The organism is Planococcus sp. SE5232, from assembly GCF_050686535.1.
In the GTDB taxonomy this organism is placed as follows: Bacteria; Bacillota; Bacilli; order Bacillales_A; family Planococcaceae; genus Planococcus.
Genome location: NZ_JBOGCP010000004.1, coordinates 250,829 through 268,561, shown reverse-complemented (window position 1 = coordinate 268,561; position 17,733 = coordinate 250,829). Strand labels below are relative to the sequence as shown.

17 protein-coding genes and 1 riboswitch are annotated in these 17,733 nt (G+C 44.3%); of the genes, 12 read left to right on the top strand and 5 right to left on the bottom strand.

All coding sequences use genetic code 11. The annotated features are described in order from the left end of the window. Positions 1–56 precede the first annotated feature (56 nt). The 8 genes from ACRC6Q_RS14805 (at position 57) to ACRC6Q_RS14770 (ending at position 8,524) form a co-directional block, all read left to right on the top strand. Positions 57–1,721: a formate--tetrahydrofolate ligase gene (locus tag ACRC6Q_RS14805; protein ID WP_223637543.1), complete on the top strand. Its 1,665-nt coding sequence runs from the start codon at positions 57–59 to the stop codon at positions 1,719–1,721. A 161-nt stretch (positions 1,722–1,882) separates the two neighbouring features. Further along, positions 1,883–3,382 (top strand): carboxylesterase/lipase family protein, encoded by a 1,500-nt coding sequence (locus tag ACRC6Q_RS14800; RefSeq protein WP_431466906.1) that lies wholly within the window; start codon positions 1,883–1,885, stop codon positions 3,380–3,382. Positions 3,383–3,413: 31 nt separating this feature from the next. Beyond that, positions 3,414–3,635, top strand: a complete 222-nt coding sequence (locus ACRC6Q_RS14795; RefSeq protein WP_223637537.1) for a hypothetical protein — start codon at positions 3,414–3,416, stop codon at positions 3,633–3,635. A 101-nt stretch (positions 3,636–3,736) separates the two neighbouring features. Then, positions 3,737–5,035, top strand: a complete 1,299-nt coding sequence (locus ACRC6Q_RS14790; RefSeq protein ID WP_223637534.1) for a DUF4139 domain-containing protein — start codon at positions 3,737–3,739, stop codon at positions 5,033–5,035. 127 nt (positions 5,036–5,162) lie between these two features. Next, a complete protein-coding gene (locus tag ACRC6Q_RS14785; protein WP_223637531.1) occupies positions 5,163–5,777 on the top strand; it encodes a PH domain-containing protein in 615 nt (204 codons plus the stop codon). Positions 5,778–5,885: 108 nt separating this feature from the next. Further along, a complete protein-coding gene (locus ACRC6Q_RS14780) occupies positions 5,886–6,311 on the top strand; it encodes an acyl-CoA thioesterase (protein ID WP_223637528.1) in 426 nt (141 codons plus the stop codon). A 60-nt stretch (positions 6,312–6,371) separates the two neighbouring features. Continuing rightward, a riboswitch (purine riboswitch) is annotated at positions 6,372–6,473 on the top strand. Positions 6,474–6,620: 147 nt separating this feature from the next. Then, entirely contained in the window at positions 6,621–7,208 is a 588-nt protein-coding gene (locus ACRC6Q_RS14775; RefSeq protein ID WP_223637525.1) for a xanthine phosphoribosyltransferase, read from the top strand. Beyond that, positions 7,205–8,524, top strand: a complete 1,320-nt coding sequence (locus ACRC6Q_RS14770) for a nucleobase:cation symporter-2 family protein (RefSeq protein ID WP_223637509.1) — start codon at positions 7,205–7,207, stop codon at positions 8,522–8,524. Before ACRC6Q_RS14775 ends, ACRC6Q_RS14770 begins: the two co-directional genes overlap by 4 nt. A gap of 44 nt (positions 8,525–8,568) precedes the next feature. Here the strand turns inward: ACRC6Q_RS14770 and ACRC6Q_RS14765 are convergent, their stop codons facing one another. Further along, positions 8,569–9,564 carry an alpha/beta hydrolase gene (locus ACRC6Q_RS14765; protein WP_298829481.1) on the bottom strand — a complete coding sequence of 332 codons (996 nt, stop codon included), beginning with the start codon at positions 9,562–9,564 and terminating at the stop codon, positions 8,569–8,571. Positions 9,565–9,860: 296 nt separating this feature from the next. On the opposite strand from ACRC6Q_RS14765, the gene ACRC6Q_RS14760 reads away from it, so the two are divergent. Together ACRC6Q_RS14760 and ACRC6Q_RS14755 are read left to right on the top strand one after the other, a co-directional pair. Then, positions 9,861–10,598: a hypothetical protein gene (locus tag ACRC6Q_RS14760; RefSeq protein WP_223637503.1), complete on the top strand. Its 738-nt coding sequence runs from the start codon at positions 9,861–9,863 to the stop codon at positions 10,596–10,598. Between the two features lie 116 nt (positions 10,599–10,714). After that, entirely contained in the window at positions 10,715–11,653 is a 939-nt protein-coding gene (locus ACRC6Q_RS14755) for a ring-cleaving dioxygenase (RefSeq protein ID WP_223637500.1), read from the top strand. 254 nt (positions 11,654–11,907) lie between these two features. Here ACRC6Q_RS14755 and ACRC6Q_RS14750 read toward each other — a convergent pair whose 3' ends face one another. Beyond that, entirely contained in the window at positions 11,908–12,816 is a 909-nt protein-coding gene (locus tag ACRC6Q_RS14750; RefSeq protein ID WP_223637497.1) for a proline dehydrogenase family protein, read from the bottom strand. 304 nt (positions 12,817–13,120) lie between these two features. Between ACRC6Q_RS14750 and ACRC6Q_RS14745 the strand changes: the two genes are divergently transcribed. Beyond that, entirely contained in the window at positions 13,121–14,530 is a 1,410-nt protein-coding gene (locus ACRC6Q_RS14745) for a hypothetical protein (RefSeq protein ID WP_223637495.1), read from the top strand. Between the two features lie 176 nt (positions 14,531–14,706). On the opposite strand, the gene ACRC6Q_RS14740 is transcribed toward ACRC6Q_RS14745, so the two are convergent. Further along, positions 14,707–15,267, bottom strand: a complete 561-nt coding sequence (locus ACRC6Q_RS14740; RefSeq protein WP_223637483.1) for a shikimate kinase — start codon at positions 15,265–15,267, stop codon at positions 14,707–14,709. 264 nt (positions 15,268–15,531) lie between these two features. Between ACRC6Q_RS14740 and ACRC6Q_RS14735 the strand changes: the two genes are divergently transcribed. Then, positions 15,532–16,581: a lactonase family protein gene (locus ACRC6Q_RS14735; RefSeq protein WP_431466905.1), complete on the top strand. Its 1,050-nt coding sequence runs from the start codon at positions 15,532–15,534 to the stop codon at positions 16,579–16,581. A gap of 37 nt (positions 16,582–16,618) precedes the next feature. On the opposite strand, the gene ACRC6Q_RS14730 is transcribed toward ACRC6Q_RS14735, so the two are convergent. Beyond that, positions 16,619–16,948, bottom strand: coding sequence for a hypothetical protein (locus tag ACRC6Q_RS14730; protein ID WP_223637477.1), 330 nt, complete (start codon positions 16,946–16,948; stop codon positions 16,619–16,621). A gap of 3 nt (positions 16,949–16,951) precedes the next feature. Continuing rightward, entirely contained in the window at positions 16,952–17,530 is a 579-nt protein-coding gene (locus ACRC6Q_RS14725; protein ID WP_223637475.1) for an SCO family protein, read from the bottom strand. Between the last annotated feature and the right edge of the window lie 203 nt (positions 17,531–17,733).

The window sequence follows — 17,733 nt, the reverse complement described above, 5'->3', positions numbered from 1 at the left end:
GTTTTAGCGCAAAACAGGTTATACTAAATAAAAAAATTGAAAGTTGGGATTACTTCATGGCGTTTACAGATTTATCGATTGCAAGCGAAGCGACGATCCACCCGATCCTGGACATAGCAGAACAGGCAGGCATCTCAAAAGAAGCATTGGAATTATACGGAAACTATAAAGCGAAAATCAATGTAGACCGATTGGCGCCTGTTCAAAAATTAGGGCAAGTGGTACTGGTGACAGCAATCAGCCCGACGCCTGCTGGAGAAGGGAAGTCTACTGTAACTGTAGGGTTGGCGGATGCTTTCAAGCAATTGGATGAATCGGTGGCAGTAGCGCTGCGTGAACCGTCTTTAGGTCCGGTCATGGGTGTGAAAGGCGGAGCTACTGGCGGTGGCTTTGCACAGGTCCTGCCGATGGAAGATATTAATCTGCATTTCACGGGAGACATCCATGCCATCACTTCAGCGAATAACGCGTTGGCGGCCTTGATTGATAATCATCTCCATCAAGGCAATCTGTTGAATATCGATCCGCGCCGCATTACATGGAAACGTGCGCTCGATATCAATGACCGAGCGCTGCGCCATGTGACCATCGGACTTGGAGGTCCCGGCCAAGGCGTGCCGCGGGAAGATGGTTTTGACATTACAGTCGCTTCGGAAATAATGGCAGTTCTTTGTTTGGCAACTTCCTTGGCCGACTTGAAAGAGCGTCTGGCACAGATGGTGATCGGCTACACCTACGACAGAGAGCCGATCACCGTAAGAGATCTTGGCGTGGAAGGGGCTTTGACTTTATTGTTGAAAGAAGCTTTCAAACCGAACTTGGTCCAGACAATTGAAGGAACACCGGCTATTATCCATGGTGGTCCCTTTGCGAACATCGCCCATGGCTGCAACTCGCTGATTGCGACGAACACAGCAAGAAGAGTTGCAGATATTGTGGTGACGGAAGCAGGATTCGGAGCGGATTTGGGCGCTGAAAAATTCATGCATATCAAGTCGAGAAAAGGCGGCTTCCATCCGGATGCGGTTGTCATTGTGGCGACTGTGCGTGCACTTAAAATGCATGGTGGCGTGGCCAAAAGTCTATTGGCGGAAGAAAACGCAGATGCTGTAAAACGTGGAATGGTCAATTTAGCGAAACATGTGGATACGATCCGTCAATTCGGCATCGAGCCGGTTGTGGCGCTGAACCGCTTTTCCGGAGACAGTGAAGCGGAGTTGGCAACAGTGCTGGAGTGGGCGGAAACAGAAGGTGTTGCGATTGCCATGACGGAAGTCTGGGCAAAAGGCGGACAGGGTGGCATTGTCTTGGCCAAGCTGGTCAAAGAGGAGTTGCAGCGTCCGACGGATTTCCATCATCTTTACAAAGAAGACGATTCAATCGAAGAGAAACTTCGCACCATCGTTCAAAAAGTTTATGGTGGAGCGGACATCCAGTTATCGGATTTTGCGCAAAAGCAACTGGTCGAATTGAAGAGGTACGGCTGGGATTCGTTGCCGATCTGCATGGCGAAAACACAATACTCCTTATCGGATCAGCCTAAATTATTGGGGCTTCCTGAAGGATTCACCATTACCATCCGGGAGATCATCCCCAAGCTGGGTGCAGGATTCCTGGTTTGTCTGACTGGTGACATCATGACCATGCCAGGTCTTCCAAAACAGCCTGCCGCTTTGAATATGGATGTTACGGCTGACGGAAAAGCTGTTGGTTTGTTTTAAAGAATGAAGACCCGGACTCGTTTCCGGGTCTTTTTTTTATCCAACCGTACTCAGGAAGATTAATTTTTTAATTTAACTAAATAATCAGAAAAAACAAGGCTAATCCTGAAGATGAATGGTAGAATATAGGGGTCAAAGCATCATCAGTTAGGGGGAAGACAATGACATCAACCATTGTTGAAAGTATTTACGGCAAGGTGCGGGGCCAGCAGCAGGGCAATGCCGCCGTCTGGAAAGGCATTCCCTATGCAAAACCGCCTATTGGTGACCTGCGTTTTCGTGCACCGCAGCCGCCGGAGCCATGGACGGAAGTGCGTGAGGCTACTCTATTTGGACCAGCGGCTTTACAAGTCAGCAATGGCATTATGGAGTTTCTGGGCAATCAGACAGACAATACCAGTGAGGATTGCCTTTACTTGAATGTCTGGTCGCCAGCAGCCGACAATCGGCGCCGTCCCGTCATGGTTTGGATTCACGGAGGTGCTTTTACTGCCGGGGCAGGTTCCGGGCAACTATACGATGGACATTCTTTTACGACTGAAGGCGACGTTGTCATCGTAACATTCAATTACCGCTTGGGAGCGCTCGGCTTCTTGCATCTTGGCGGCATTGGAGGAGATGACTTTTCGGGTTCCTGCAATTGTGGAATTTTGGATCAAATGGCTGCACTTCAATGGGTTCAGGACAATATCGAGAAATTTGGAGGGGATCCTGAGCGTGTAACGGTTTTCGGCGAATCCGCAGGTGCCATGAGCATCGGCGTTCTGATGGCGGTGCCGAAAGCGAAAGGCTTGTTTCATCAAGCCATCATGCAAAGCGGAGCAGCCGCAAATGTCCTTAGTTCATCTATTGCAGAAAAAGTCAGCAGTCGCCTTTTGGCCGCATTGGAAATCGGACATGGTGAAGTGGACAAAATCAGACAGATTCCTGCCCAGCAATTAGTGGATACCGCTGCTTTATTGCCGGCGATGAGCCTGGTTCCCGTCGTGGAAGGGCATCTGCTCCCCGTCCATCCGGAGCAGGCGATAGCAGAAGGATCGGCAAAAGAGATTCCGGTGATGATCGGTACAAATAAAGATGAATACCGGCTTTTCAGCTTTTTTGATTCCCGTTGGAAAAATGGAGACGCGGAAGAGATTTCTTCGATTTTTGAACATGCATTTGGTCTTAATTGGCTGAGGATTTCACAATACCTGCTCAACGGAGAAGAGTTGAATCAGGATATTTACGATAAGTTGATGACCATGAGCCTGTTCACATTCCCGGCATTGAAACTTTCAGAATTACAGGTAAAGCAGGAAGCGCCGGTATGGATGTATCGGTTTGATTGGGAGACGCCTGCTTTTAGCGGAGAGCTGAAGGCCTGCCATAGTTTGGAGCTTCCCTTCGTTTGGAATACAATTGCAAAAGCCGGAACCGAGCGGTTGACCGGTGCTGCTGAGGAACGAAAGAAATTAGCGGAAGAGATGCACCATTCCTGGATACGGTTTGCCAGAAGCGGTAATCCGAATGCACCCAAGCTGCCTGAATGGCGGGCGTATAATCTTGAGCACCGGCCAGTCATGATCTTTAATCGCGAGAACGTACTCGTCCATGATCCAAACAGCGGTGAGCGAAAGAAATGGGAAAACCTTATGGTGCATCTAGAAAAATCCCGCTGACAGAAAAAACGGACGAACGGGAGGAACAACTATGGGCTGCCAAATTACCGTCACGGATTTTGTTGAACAGGGAACGGCGATTTACATAAAAATAGAAGTGTATGATCTTCAAAAAAATCAGAGATACAAAGAAGAATTGCGGTTTCTGGGAGATTTGCTGTATGGAGATTTGATCCATCCGAAAAGGTCTCCGTTAACAGAGGAATGCCGCCTGAAAACCATTGTTTACCTTAAACAGTATTTTGGCCGCTGATTCAAGCAGAGCTCTGGCTTTCACCTGTCACTGACGCTAAAGAAGAATTTTTTTGTGCCATTCACTGAGCTCCAATAGGTTCTTGGAAGGGAGAGATCTGAATGAAATTCCATTCAACACGCCAGCAGCAGACATCTTCAAGTTTAACCGTCTACAATGATGGATTTGGATTGGTCAAAGAAACGCGGATGATTCCAGGAAACAAAGAGATAAGTGAAATCCGATTTATGGATATTGCTTCAGGAATCGAAGCGGATTCCGTCCTGATTCATGGCCTCCATGTACTGGAACAAAGCTACGATAGCGAATTGATCAGTAAAGAAACACTCTTGGAAAAGTACATTGATGAAGTGATAACTGTAAGAAATGCTGAGCTGGGCGAAGAGATGAAAATCCGATTGCTCAGTGTTTCAGGAAGTATCATCGGTGAACGGACTGATACTGAAGAAATTGTCATTGATCCGATTGGACAACTGGTTTTACCTGCGCTGCCCACTGGGTTATTGACGAAGCCTGCTTTGTTATGGAAAATAGCAGCCATTGAAACAGACCTTGAAGCGAAAGTCTCCTATTTGACGCAAGGGATGGAGTGGCAGGCAAATTATGTCGCGGAAATCAGCGGTTCTCGCCTGACGCTCATGGGGTGGATCCAACTTTCCAATACTAGCGGCATGGATTTTTACGACAGCCGGCTCAAGCTGGCGGCCGGTAAGGTCAATCGATACAGAGACCCGCACCCATTGAATCAAGCCAGGTTGTTTGCCAAAGCAGAGGAATCGGGTTCTTTTTTTGAAGAGGATAGCTTTGCTGATTACCATACTCACAGTCTGGAGCATCCGGTGTCCATCTCACATGGGCAGAAAAAACAAATCAGTTTCCTGAAAATACAGGATGCGGCTTTCCGGAAGATATATAAGGTGGAAGCAGAAAGCAAACAAGCGAAGATTATCATGGAATTCGATAATACCAAAACCAATAAGCTTGGAATCCCATTGCCTAGAGGGATTCTTAAAGTATATGAACAGGATCGTGACGGTGAAATGGAGTTCATCGGAGAGAATGCCATCAATCATACTGCAGCACAGCAGAAAGTCTCTTTGTTAATTGGTGAAGCGTTTGAGATCGCCAGCAAAAGCTGGGAGAAAAAGCGGGACAAGCGAGGAAATTTTGAGTATGTGACCTATATCTATAAATTGCAGAACCACAAATCAGAATATGTGCGGATCGAAGTCAATCATCATATTCCTGAGCGGATATGGCAGATGGAATCATCCACCCATGACTACGAACTAAAGCAATCAGACGAACTGGAGTTTCGCGTACACATTCCGGCCGGTAAACTTGTAAATGTGGAGTTTACTTATAAAGTGGACAGAACTGCCGATGAGCGTATCAAGTGAAAATGGAGCGGGTTCTTCAGTCCCGTTCTTTTTTTATGGATTCCTGTTTCTGGTGCTGTTTTTTCGATTCTTTGATAGAATTAAGTTAATGGAATCACCACTTTATGGATAAAGGGGAATACTTGCTATGTTTAAAAAGATGGCTTCTGAAGCACTTGGCTTATCGGATATCGGGAAAATCATTGATCCGCAGGACTTCGATAAAACAGACTCCGACGATTACGTCATGAATGAAGATGGAGAAAAAATCTACTTTTTGATCAAAACAAAAGCGGATGAATATTGTTTCACCAATCTGGCCATCATCCATGTTGATGGTGAAAGTGCAATGTCCTCCAAACGGACGTTGAGGCGTTATCCTTATTCCCAGCATACTATTTCAAGCGTCGTTTTGGAAACTGCGGGACGAATTGACTTGGATTTGGAACTAGCTTTTACTGTAGGTTCCGTTCCTTTTAAAATTGATGTACAAAAGCAGCAGGCAGCTCGGTTAACGGACCTCTATAAATCGCTATTGCGAATCGCTGAAATTACTCATGAAAATTCAATTATCATCGGGATGGCTGATGACAGCCTGGAAAAGGCAGTGACGATTCTGCAGAATTCACGAGCAGGTGATGTGAAGTTGGATGACCAATACTCGAAACTGACGGATTTCGGCTTTACCTGGATGACTTCTGTCCGCAACCAATACCATGTTAAAGACTTTGGTGATGTATTTGAGAAGTACATCAACAATTAAGAAAGGAAAGGTGGATGCCGAACCGGGTCCATCTTTTTCTATCTGATTTTCTTTCTGCCATGCAATAATCAGCACTGAAAAGAATACCGATGAAGAAGGAGGAGACATATGTATAAAACGATATTGACACCAAGGGTTTCAGAAACAGATGCAGTGGGCCATATCAACAACACGACCTTGCCGGTATGGTTTGAAGCAGCCAGGAATCCGTTGTTCGACTTATTTACACCTGATCATGATTTTGCGAAATGGAAAATGGTCATCGTCAAAACCACTCTGGAATTCACCGGACAAATCTATTTTGGCCAGGATGTGGAAGTAAATGTGTGGGTGAAGAAAATGGGCGGCAGTAGTCTGGAATTGTATGAAGAACTTTATCAGGATAATAATCTTTGTGCCCACAATACAGCGGTTTATGTAAATTATAATTTGCATAAGAAAAAATCCGAACCGATTCCGGAAGAGATCCGCTCGGAGCTCGGTAAGCATTTATGGGTGAAGAATGAAGAAGAACCGCCTGTTGTGTCTGAATAAATGGAATACTTTTTTAACTTAAGCCGCCCTTGAAAAGCGTAAACAGCGTGCTATAATAAGACCATTCAAATACGATTCACTCATATAATCGCGGGGATATGGCCCGCAAGTTTCTACCGGTTTGCCGTAAACGAACTGACTATGAGAAGCAACGAAGCAACTGGATTGCGCCTTTTGAGGTGTCTATTCTTTTTTGTTTCCTTTCGAATTCAAGCTCGAAGGACATTGCTCCACTCATGGTATGAATGGATGCACGTTCTGAGGGCTTTTTTTCATGCCTTCAGCCGTGACAGAAGAGGAGTTGGCAGCATGAAAAAATTGCAGGATAAGATTTTATCGGACGGCAAGGTTTTGTCGGAATCGGTATTGAAAGTAGATTCATTTTTAAATCACCAAATTGATCCGCCTTTGATGCAGGCAATTGGGGAAGAGTTCGCTTCAAGGTTTAAGGAAGATGGGGTTACAAAAGTGTTAACCTTGGAATCATCAGGAATCGCTCCAGCGATGATGACAGGCTTAGTTCTTGGTGTGCCTGCTGTATTTGCAAGAAAGCGCAAATCACTGACATTGGTCGATCATTTATACACAGCAAGCGTCCATTCATATACGAAAAATGAAACCAACGATATTTCCGTGTCAAAGGATTTTATCCAAAAAGATGATGTCGTATTGGTCATGGATGATTTTCTTGCAAACGGACAGGCGGCTTTAGGATTATTGGATATTGTGGAACAAGCCGGCGCCAAATTGGCCGGAATCGGTATTGTCATTGAAAAAGGATTCCAGCCGGGCGGCAGTTTGCTTCGTGAGCGGGGTATCCGTGTTGAAACATTGGCAAACATCTCTTCTTTGGAAAATGGGCAAGTGACATTTTTTGAGGAGGCGAAAGTTAAATGAAAAAAACACTGGGTGAAACAGCTTTAGGATTCCAGCATGTCCTGGCGATGTACGCAGGCGCCGTATTAGTTCCCTTGATTGTCGGAGAAGCACTTGGATTGACACCTGAACAATTGACGTATCTGGTGGCAATCGACATTTTACTATGCGGTGTAGCGACAATTCTTCAAATCGTCAGCAACCGTTTCTTCGGCATCGGGCTTCCGGTTGTTCTGGGTTGCACATTTACTGCCGTTGGACCAATGATTGCAATCGGTGGCCAATATGGCATTTCCGCTATTTATGGAGCTATTCTTGTTTCCGGAGTCTTTGTCGTTTTGATCAGCGGCTTTTTCGGCAGCTTGGTCCGTTTCTTCCCACCGGTTGTTACAGGAACTGTTGTAACGATCATCGGTATTACACTCATTCCCGTAGCCATCAATAATATGGGGGGCGGACAGGGAGCCGCTGATTTTGGTTCACTTGCCAATATTGGCCTGTCTTTCGGCACTCTTTTGTTCATCGTCTTCATGTATCGGTTTTCTTCCGGTTTTTTAAGAGCCATTTCCATCCTAATGGGATTGATTGTTGGAACAGTTGCTGCTTTTTTCCTTGGGAAGGTGGATTTTTCCCCAATCGCAGACGCTTCCTATTTCCATATGGTCGAGCCTTTTTACTTCGGAATGCCGACTTTTGAATGGCCAGCCATCCTGACGATGATCTTAGTGGCCATGGTGTCATTGGTTGAATCGACAGGCGTATATTTCGCGCTTGGGGATATCACGAAAAAGAAATTAAAAGAAAAAGACTTGGCAAAAGGGTATCGTGCGGAAGGGTTGGCCATCGTACTCGGAGGGATATTCAACTCCTTCCCGTATACAGCATTTTCGCAAAACGTAGGGCTGATTCAGATGTCCGGCGTCAAATCACGAAAAATTATCCTGATTGCAGGAATTATGTTGATTACACTTGGATTTGTTCCGAAAATTGCTGCCGTGACTACGATCATTCCGCCTTCAGTTCTTGGTGGGGCTATGATTGCGATGTTCGGTATGGTGATTGCGCAAGGCATTAAAATGCTGAGTACCATCATCACCGACTCTCAGGAAAACTCCATGATCATTGCCTGTTCGGTTGGAATCGGGCTTGGTGTTACAGTAGTTCCTGAACTGTTTGTCCAATTGCCTTCAAGTATTCAAATTTTAACGAGTAATGGAATCGTAGCCGGAAGTGTTACGGCCATTGTCCTGAATATTCTTTTCAATATGCTTCCTACCAAAAAGAGACAGCAGGCAGCTGCTCCTGTTATTAAAGAAAGCACAGTAAATCAAGGATGAAAAACAAAAACGAGCAACCGCTTTTCTGCGGAGTGCTCGTTTTTTTATTTACCATGGACAAAAAGAAACTGAAGGGTTTTTTCAAGCGTGCTCCGTGCGTCCTCTGTGCTCAAATCATATTGATACTCATGCTTCAGGTTTTTCTGGGTGCCTTCGAAAAAGACCGAGCTGACCTGTACTTCATTGGCCTGCAGCAGTTCGACCAATTCAGCAGACTGGGAAACGAATGGATCCGCATCGCCGACAGTTATGAAGACAGGCGGAAAGTTCGGGCTGATATGCTGGACAGTGGAAAGCTCATCGATTCTCGGAAACGACTCGAATGGTTCGGCACCTGTATAGGCTGTAAGAAAAAGGTCGATGTTTGGAAAAGCGGTGGCTCGGACAGTATCCAGGTTATACAAGCCGCATAATAACAAGGCTCCTTGAAGCTGGCTATTGGCGATGGCCGGTTGAATGGCCATCGTTTTCGCCAATTCTACATTTGATATAAGAGCGGCTACCTGGCTGGCAATCTGTGCACCCGCAGAATCGCCTCCTACGAAGACGCGTTCCATGTCACCACCATATTCAGCAGCGTGAAGCTGCATAAAAGCAAGCGCCTGGTTAGCTTGCAGCACTGGACCTGGATAGAGAGATGCTGGAGCCAGTGCGTAATCGATGTTCGCGACTACGTAGCCGGCATCTGCCAAAGCCATAGCGTAATCCTGGCGGCTATCTTTAGAACCCCCAACATAGCCTCCTCCATGGATCCACAAAATGACCGGCATCGAAGCGGAAGCGTCTTTAGGATGATAAATATCCAAAAGGCTGTTTTTTGAATCGCTGTATACTAAATTTTTTACAACCTTAACGCGTTCATTGATTTCATGGATATCGGGGGGAGGGCTGAAAGCCGCAGAGCCTGAGATTTGGATAGACGCTGAAGCATCGGGAGATGAAGTAATTTCTTCAAAAACAACCACAGCAAATAAAAGAGCAATCAACGTAAAAAAAACAATCCATTTTTTTCGCTTTTGACGTCCAGTTTGAGTTCCCACAGTATCCGTCCTTTAAAGTGAATTTTTCGCGTATGATATAAATAAGATAAAAAGAAATCCGGTCAGCTAGTGGCCTACTCGGTTAAAGTATTGCCCGTACCCACAGGTATTAACTGCTAAGACAATTACTTGAACTTCTTTATATAATAGCTATGCTAACACGAATAAAGACAGTGACCAACGAATTATATTTATGAAAATGAAATATATTTGTAATAGGGTATAAGCGGGAATGCAATATAAAGGGGGTACTTAAGCAGGTATGGCTTTTTTAAACTTTTAAAGGGAGTGAGTAAATGTTTGGAATAGCCGATTTGATCGCATTGATAATTTCTGCATTTATTATTTTACCCGTAGTCGTCTTTTTACGGGAATCGGGTTATTTAATAATGGGTTTAATAGTAGGGGTTAAAAACCCACGAATGACGATTGGCTCGGGACCAAGAATTGTTAAAATAGGGATGTTCGATATACGAAAATATTACCATCTATATAGTTGGTTTTCGTATGATTCATTAAGAAGAGAAGGAAAGATTGCTTATATATCCCTTTATGCAGGTCCGATTTTAGTGAATATGGTTGTGGCATTTACGATAAACGCTTTGTTAGCAAATGGCATGCTGGAAGAATATGCAACGTTTTGGGATCGTTTTGTCTTTTATGCATTCTATTATGTAGTGTTTGATATCGTGCCGATGAAAACAGCCAACGGAATGCCGAATAACGGTCTGATTATCTATGAAATGCTTCGCTACGGCAGAAGAACAGACTATAACGATGAGCCATTCCTTCCGTCCACTTCAGAAGTGGAAGAACAGTATCAAGAGGATATGGAAAAAATAGAAGAAGTCAAAGAGCAGCAAAAAGATCAGGTGGAAGAACAACAGGAAAATTCGGACATGTCCAAGTCTGAGGAAAGAGAAAGAAAAGAGGAAATCGAAGAAGACAAAAAAGAAGATCAGGAAGATTTAGAGCAAATCAAAGATCAAAAGCAAAAGCAGATGAACAAGCATGAAGACAATCTTCCAAAATAAAGCGTTTTGTACAGATGAACATCAGTTTTAGAACTTCGAGTGAATATCTTTAATTCGAGATAATAGAATGATAAGATAGGCAAGTAGAGTTGAATATAACGAAGGAGTGCTGCACAATGACAAAAAAATCAATGGGAATTCATCATATTACTGCAATTGTCGGGGATCCGCAGGAAAATGTGGATTTTTATGCCGGCGTCTTGGGGTTGCGACTGGTCAAAAAAACAGTAAACTTTGATGATCCAGGTACCTATCATCTGTATTTCGGGGATGAAACCGCAAAACCGGGAACCATCATCACGTTCTTCCCTTGGGGAAATGCTTATAAAGGGAAAATTGGGGATGGCCAAGTTGGTGTCACCACTTATGCAGTTCCAGAGGGGGCTCTAGCATTCTGGGAAAAGAGATTCGGGAAATTCAAGGTGCCCTTTACAAAAACAACGCGCTTTGAAGAGTCTTATCTGTCATTTGATGATCCGCACGGTTTGCATTTGGAATTGGTTGAAAGACAGCAAGGTGAACCAAATACATGGGCAATTGGTGAAGTAACGGAAGAAGTAGCCATCAAGGGGTTTGGTGGTGCCACTTTATACACAGCCAACTCAGAAAAAACAGCAGAGTTGTTGGAAACGGTCATGGGCCTCGAAAAAATAGGGGAAGAAAATGACCTTATGCGTTTCCGCGCAGCCAGCGATCTCGGCAACATCATTGATGTCAAGCTATCCAGAGTTGGCACAGGGCAGATGGGTGTAGGAACTGTCCATCACATCGCCTGGCGCGCGCAGGACGACGCGGATCAATTAGATTGGAAAGAACAAGTGGAAACCTACGGACTCGGGGTAACGCCGGTTCAGGACCGCAATTACTTCAACGCTATCTATTTCCGGGAATATGGAGACATCCTTTTTGAAATCGCCACCGATCCCCCAGGATTTGCAATCGACGAATCGCCGGAAGCACTGGGAGAAGCATTGATGCTGCCAGCGCAATACGAAAGACACAGAAAAAACCTTCAACGAGACCTTCCGCCGATTCAAGTAAGAAATTTAGATTGAAGCAAAGAAAAGCGTAAGCAGCCGTGTAGATTCGACGGGCATAAGATGCTCCGGCGAAGCGGCGTTTCTTCAGCCGCACAGCTGGGTCGACTTATGACCCGAGGAGCTAGGCACTTGCAACTGGATACTGGGTTGGCTTATGAGCCAAAGAGCTGGGCGCTGGAGCTGGACATAGAGAAAAGCGTAAGCATCTCCTATAAAGCGACAAACGATAAGAAAAACACCTCCGAAAAAATTTCGGAGGTGTTTTTCCTTTATTTAGATAGTAAACTTTTCAACGCCAAATTGATGTTTTGAGGCCTTTCTGCCAATCTTCTCATATAATAGGCATACCAATCCTGACCGAAAGGCACATAGGTAGTGAAGGCATAGCCTTCTTTTGCCAAATCTTTTTGCATGTCGGAACGGAAACCGTAAAGCATCTGGAATTCAAAGCGATCCAGTGGAATATTTTTTTCTTTTACGAATGTTTTGACCTGTTCAATAATATGATGATCATGTGTTGCGATTGACGTATATCCAGGCGCTTGAAGGTGGAGCTTGATGAGCTTCAAATAGTTTGCATCAATTTCTTCTTTGTCCTGGAGGGAGACTTCTGCACTTTCTTTATACGCGCCTTTTACGAGACGGAGACGGACATTCTGCAAGTTCTCCACATCTTTTTCGGATCGGTATAAATAGGCTTGGATAACGGTACCGACATTATCGTATTCCTTGAGCAGGGCTTCGAGAATATCGAGTGTTTGTTGCAGGTGGTCGTAATCTTCCATATCCAAATTAATGAAAATATCATAGTTGGCAGCAGCTGCCACAATTTCCTGGATGTTCTTCAGACAGAAGGCAGGATCGACGTCCAGGCCAATTTGCGTTAATTTAACGGACATATGCGCATTCACACCATGAGTCTGAATGGCTTCCAATGTGTTCAATATGGCCTCTTTAGCTTTTGTCGCTTCTTCTTTAGTGCGGACAAATTCGCCAAGACTATCGATTGTTGCACTAATGCCATTGGCATTCAGTTCTTTTACGGACTGCATCATACTTTTGATGTCAGTACCCGCAACCATTTTTCCGGCGCCTAATTTCAAGCCCCATTTTTTAGCGGCACTGTTTAATGGCTGATTTTTGGATAACGCAATGAAAAAACTCTTTGTTACACCCACGGTTAATTCCTCCCATACTGTTAGAACATGTCATCGATAAGCCGAGCCGATAAAACAGGGAAATGCTTTGCTCAATGAAATACAGTTTATTTTCCGGAGGAAGTTGCTGTATAATTCATTGTTATCTCAGAGCATATCACAGATTAACTGAAAACAAAAAATCGTAAGAAACATCGGGAAACCTTTAAGCAGGTCTCCCTCATTCGATTTAGAACTTGATTGGAAACCGTGGGATTAAAATAACTAGTTGTTAAAAAAGTGTAGAATGGGGAAAGATGATGAAAGTCGTCAGAGGAGGGATGAAATGAACCGGAAAGCTGCTAGAGGATTTATTTTTTCAGTTTCGGCATATGCTTTGGTGCATTTTGTCACTTACTTTTATGAGAATGCTGCTTTAACCGGAATGCTCTCTGTCTTGGGTGTTCTGATTTTAGTATCGGCTTTTCTTTTCCTGCCATTCAAGAAAATTCAGTTGCAATTATTCCTCGTTCTTATGGCTTTAGTGGTCCTATATTTTACGAGTGATTCGTTCGGTCCCGATTTGGTCCAAGGGTTACAGCAAATGAGAAATTTGATTGGGTTGCTGTTGATTGTCCCCATGATCAGTTGGGTGCTGAAGGAAGAGCCTTATATTGAAGAGATTATGAGTTTCGCCCACAATTTCCTCAATAAGAGCCAGAAATTCTACTTTGGCTTGATGGCAATGACACAAGTCATCTCCCATTTTCTGTTGTTTGGCGTAGTGCCGATGATGTATCGCTTCATTGATACTTTTTTAAAGGAACATAAAGATGAAGCATGGGAGAATTTTAAAGGGACAGCCATTCTGCGCGGTTTTGGACTTTCCACCTTATGGGTCATCAGTATCCCGAGTTTCATCTTTGCGGTCGAAGCATTGGAAGCGACCCTGTGGAAGTCGATGGTGCTGGGATTCGCTTTTGCTTTAGCAGGAACAATCCTATCGGTAATCTTTTCCTATTACCAGGAAAAGAAATATGGAGTGGATTTCACCTTTGTTTTACGGCAGGAAATTGATAAAGCCATGAAGAATTCACGGAATCCCGGAAAGTGGAACAAGGATGTTGCGGAATTTGTTTTTTTGTTCGTTTCTTTGTTCGGGACTATTTTTCTTGTCCACGAAATAACTGGATTGGAATTTTTACTGACCATCCCACTGGTCATTCTTGTCTGGACCTTGTTCTACTTTTTGATTAAAGGAAGAACTTCCAGCTTTGTTGTGGAAACCCGCTATTATTTCTCAGCAGGCATTGCCAAACAAGCACAGCAGTTCAGCATTTTAATGGCAGCTGGGGTGCTTATCTTTGCGTTGAATCAGTCGGATGTCGGCAACTATGTAATCAGCGGCATGAATTTTTTGACTGGAATCATTCCAGTTTTGAATATCCTGTTCCTGGTCCCGTTCATAGTCATTTTACTTGGCTTTATCGGCTTGGGCCCCTTGCCGGTTATCGTGTTGGTGACAGGAGTCCTGGAGGCGATTCCTTTTCCGTACCCTCCCGAATTAGTGGTGCTGGCGGTAACTTCAGGAAGTGTCATTTCCATCATATTGTCACCTTTTGTCATGCCGGTGATTATCTTGAGCAGTGTCAATGGATTGAGCGGAATCCGAAACGGTCTTCAATTCAATTTAAAGTTCGCTGTCGCTTTTTATATCCTGGTTCAATTATTCATTCAGACAGTTATTCATTTGTGATGAAAAGAGCATGAAGGCTTTTAAATGCCCTCATGCTCTTTTCAACAGGCTCAAAATTGAAAGCTTATAATTGATGGCGTATAATTTCTACTAACTGAATATTAAAACAAGGAAGGTGGTGAGGAGAGTGCTTGCCAACGAAAAAACCCGCCATTTATAGATGGTGGGTTTGATTTTCACTTGGGCTGAGGGGCATGGATCTCCCAGGATAATTTCAACGCGTCAGCCAAATACTCAGCTGCTTCTTCCGCTTGGAAATTATCCACTTGGAATTTGGAATGATTTAATGAATAAATCGATTGCCGTTCCAGAAACAGTATTTTCATATCTTCAAGAGAACGTCCTTTTAACAAAGGACGGTTGTCAACGAGGATATGGATTCGGTCTTTCCATGACTCCCATGAAATATCAAGAAACAAGACGATGCAATTGGCCATACAAATGTCTTGTATTTCCTTTTGCAGAAAAGCTCCGCCGCCAACAGAAATAATATTCAAGGGCTGTTGGCTGTATTTCACAATCAACTCTTTCTCTTTGGCCCGGAATGCCTGTTCACCGTAAACTTCGAATATTTGCGGAATCGGCATAGCAAATTCCTTCTCGATCTCGACATCGATATCAATAAAGCTCCGGTAGAGCTTTTGGGCCAGCAATTTGCCGACGGTTGTTTTGCCGACTCCCATAAAGCCGATGCAGACAATGCTTTTTTCACGGATGGATAAACCGAAATTTCTCATGAGCAACCTTCTTTCTCTTTTAGTGGAATTGGTCAGGTTTCATAGCTAACTTTACCTCATCTGTACCGTAAATTCACGGGAATTATAGAATTGATAAGCAAAATGAAGCAATTGGTCTTAAAAGGACTTTTTCGACTCTTTCTTCGGGACCAATGAAAGGCAATCTGTGTGGATGATTAGTCACCTCAACCCGTTAGTGTAGACTCTGCAAAATAATAGAGGGCACCAATGTTGTTTCATACCATTTAGTCGAGGAGGAATTTGATGGCAGCCAGCTATCTGCTGACAGGATCGTATTCATCAGAACAAGAACCGGGCATTAAACTTTGGGAATTCGAAGAGGCCAGCGGGGAATTGACCGAGTTGGCTGGTATAGCGGGCATTGAGCGCCCTTCTTTTCTTGCCATCCACCCGAATGGTACAAGTTTTGTCGCCACCAGTGAGGTGGGGGATGGCCAATTGGTCAGTTATTGGATTCATCCGGATGCGAAAAAAATAGTGGAACTCAATCGACAATCGTCCAATGGCGATCATCCGGCTCATATCACCATTGACGAAACGGGACAATGGCTCCTGTCTGTTACATATTCCGGCGCTACAGTTAACGTTCACTCTCTACGTGCAGATGGTGGAATTGGAGACTTGGCGGACTCTGTGAGACATGAAGGTTCCGGTCCGAATAAAGAGCGGCAGGATGCTGCTCATCCGCATTCGGTCATACAAGTTCCGGGGAAGAATTTATTTTTGGTTTCGGATCTGGGCAATGATACCATCACCACCTATAAGCTGAATTCCGATACCGGAAAATTGACACTTCAATATACTGTCCAAGCAGAAGGAGGAGCTGGCCCCCGCCATTTAAGCTTCCACCCGACAAAACCGTTTGTCTATTCAATAAATGAAATAAATTCCACACTGATGGTTTACAAGATCAGCCAGCAAGGCCAATTGGATTTCCTGCAGTTGCTGCCTTTATTGCCCGACAACTACCAGGGACAAAATACCAGTGCGGAAATTGCTGTTTCGGGTGATGGCCGGTATGTCTATGCATCGAACCGAGGGCATGACAGCATCGCCACATTTGCCATACAAGATAATGGAACGTTGGAGAACATCGGGTTAGCAGGGGCGGGAGGAGAAGGGCCAAGGCATTTCGCCATAATTCCCGGCGATGAATGGCTTGTAGTGGCGAACGAAAATTCCCATACGCTCGCGGCTTTGAAAATGGGGCGATCAGGTGCTCCCTGCACAGTCGAAAATATTGTCCAGACGACCGCTCCGGTTTGCGTCAAAGTCATCAGGTCGAGACGGTAAAAAACAGGCAGAGAAAAACTCTCTGCCTGTTTTTTAATTACCAATCCTGCGATTCTTTTTCCATGATGTCCAATTCTTTCAGCAGGCGGATAAAGCCGCTGTCCTGATTTCCTTCGAATGCTTTTTCAGTACAGGAAGAATGCGGAGGATAATTGAGTTCCTGTGCCTGCTCCAGAGTTGATTCTTCCAAAAAGTTGGTAGCGTCAGCCTGTTCAAAACACGAAGGTGCAATATAGGTCCTGAAGGTATGCTCCAGAATCACACGGCTTTCGGGTGCCGGCATATTTTCTCTCGGGATAAAGAAAAGCAGCAGCAAAAGGAAGGCGGCAAGCAGCAGCGCAACTATCCAGATTTTTTTCTTTGCCATGTCTTATTCCTCCGTCAATAGGATTTCCGCATCTGCCAAAATTTCTTCGACCGGGGGGTTCAATCCGTCATAGGCTTTCATGATGACGCCAGCTTGGTCAACTAGATAAAAGGAGGTCCCATGAATGACTTGATCGTCATTTTCAGGCTTCCGGGCTAAAGTCTGGAAATTATCCATAGCAAATTCATCGATTTCCTGTGGGGTATAGCCCGTCAACAGATTCCAACTGGATAAATCAGCTCCGTAATTTTCCGCATAGGATTTCAGGATTTCCGGTTTATCAAATGCAGGATCCACACTGAACGAAACAATCTGAACATCGAGGCCTTCCTGTTTTAATTGTGCCTGCAAATCTGTCATATTCGCCATCATCGGCAGGCAGACGGTCGTGCAATTAGTAAAAACAAAATCAGCTAACCATACTTCACCTTCCAGATCGGCTAAGCCGAAATCTTCATTGTTATGATTGGTGAATGTAAAATCCTCTATTTCCCATTTGAGGGGGTCTTCAATGCCCTGATTGCATGCAGCCAAAAAAATGCTGAAGAAAACAGCCAGTAACAGTCCTCTATAGTTTCGCAAAAATTTCAGCCTCTCTTTCAATAATCGGATATCCTCCTAAGCGTAGTGGATATTCTTCCCCCAAACAAGGGTATAAAGAAAAAGAAATGTGTAGACATTTCGAACGGAAATACCGAAAAATTCTTAATTTAACTAAATTTTTGGACAATTAACTTTCTTAACAAGGGATTTACATGGCTTATGTAGAATTAAAGGGGACACGG